Source organism: Monashia sp. HAY1-2A, assembly GCF_056755315.1.
Genome location: NZ_JBNDHY010000284.1, coordinates 1 through 1880, shown reverse-complemented (window position 1 = coordinate 1880; position 1880 = coordinate 1). Strand labels below are relative to the sequence as shown.

Sequence of the window (1880 nt, the reverse complement as noted above, 5' to 3'; positions counted from 1 at the left end):
GTCTAGCAGACGCGTCCCACACATCGCACCGGGCGGGGCGTGCCGCGGGCCACACCGGGACAAAGGGTGTGTAATGGACACTCCCCTGATCTCCGCACGGACGCAGTCACCCACTGGAACGACCGAAGGACGACTCATGGCTGGATCCCTCCGGCGCGGTGGCGGCCTGGCTGCCGCGGCCCTCGTCACCACCCTCGCTCTCGCCGCCACGGCACCGGCCGCCTCCGGTGCGACGCCCGAACGTCCGGAGCGGCCCCCGGCTGCGGCACCGTCCGTCGCCACCGCGTCGACGCCACGCTCCGGGTCGCTCGGTCGGGGCCCCTCCCTCGCTGCCCTCGCCGTCGCCGCGACCACCGACCCGATCCGCGCCACCGCCCGGCCCGTGACGGCGGCCGACGTCCGTTACACGTGGCGGTCGGGCTGCCCCGTGGGGCCCAGCCGGCTGCGCGTCGTCGAGATGAACTTCCGGGCCTACGACGGGACGATCCGCCGCGGCATGCTCATCGTCCGGTGGGACAAGGTCGGCCAGACCGCGGCCATCTTCCGCGCCGCCTACCTCGGCGGGTTCAAGATCCGCCGGATGGACAACCCGAACCGGTGGTACGGCAACGACGAGGAGATGATGAAGGCCGACAACACCTCGGCCTTCAACTGCCGCCGGGTCACGGGCAACAGCTCCCGGATGTCGCCGCACTCCTACGGCACGGCGATCGACGTCAACACGATGCACAACCCGTACAAGGCGGCCAACGGGGTCTGGTACCCGCCGAACGGGGTGCGCTGGATCAACCGCAACCTGCGCGACCCCGGGATGATCTGGGGCTCCTCGACCATCACGAGGCAGGTCATCTCGCGGGGCGGGATCTGGGGCGGCTACTGGTCGTACAAGGACTACCAGCACTTCGAGCTCGGCTGAGGGCGTGGGCTCCCCGGCCCTGTCGGACCTCTCTGGGACGGTGGGGCCATGGAGTCCTCCTCGCTGCTCACCGGCCTCGTGACCGGCCTCGTCGTCGGCCTCGTCGTCGGCGCGCTCGTCGCGTGGCTGGCGGTCCGTTCCTCGCTCGTGTCGCGCACCGCGGCCGCCGAGGCGGCGCGCGACGTCCTGCGCGAGCGCGTCGACGACCTCGAGGCCTCCCGGACCGAGGACGACGCCACGGCAGCGGTGCTCGCGCCGCTGCGCGAGACGATCGGCCGCGTCGAGCGGCAGGTCGGCGTCCTCGAGCGCGACCGCGCGCAGCAGTTCGGCCAGCTCGGGGAGCGCCTCAGCGAGGTCAGCCGGTCCACCGAGTCGCTGCGCTCCGAGACCGCGACCCTTGCCGGCGCCCTCAACGCCTCGACCGTCCGCGGCGCCTGGGGCGAGGTGCAGCTGCGACGGGTCCTCGAGGTCTCCGGGCTGCTGGCCCGGTGCGACTTCGACGAGCAGGTGACGCGCGTCAGCCGGCACGGCGCCACCGTGCGCCCGGACGCCGTCATCAACCTGCCCGGTGGCCGGCACGTCGTCGTCGACAGCAAGGCCCCGATGGCCCACTTCCTCCAGGCGCACGGCGACACGGTGTCCGAGGTGGAACGCGGCGAGCTGCTCGCCGCCCACGCCACGGCCCTGCGTCGGCACGTCGAGGGCCTCGCCGCGAAGGCGTACTGGACCGCCTTCACCCGCTCCCCCGAGGTCGTCGTCTGCTTCGTGCCCGGCGAGGCGATCCTCGCCACCGCGCTCGCCGACGACCCGGGGCTCTACGAGCACGCGCTGACGCGCAAGGTCGTGCTCGCCTCCCCGGGCACGCTCTACGCCGTGCTGCGCACGGTCGGCGCCATCTGGCAGCAGGACGCCCTCGAGCAGAACGCCAGGGAGCTGCTCGCCCTCGGACAGGACCTCTACGCCC

General features: G+C 73.0%; 2 protein-coding genes. Both read left to right on the top strand.

Annotation, left to right across the window (positions count from 1 at the left end):
• Window positions 1–136 precede the first annotated feature (136 nt).
• Window positions 137–916, top strand: coding sequence for a M15 family metallopeptidase (locus ACPYOM_RS21810; RefSeq protein ID WP_481347562.1), 780 nt, complete (start codon window positions 137–139; stop codon window positions 914–916).
• Between the two features lie 48 nt (window positions 917–964).
• Window positions 965–1880, top strand: a 916-nt coding sequence (locus ACPYOM_RS21805; protein WP_481347561.1) for a DNA recombination protein RmuC, incomplete at its 3' end; no start/stop codon positions are given.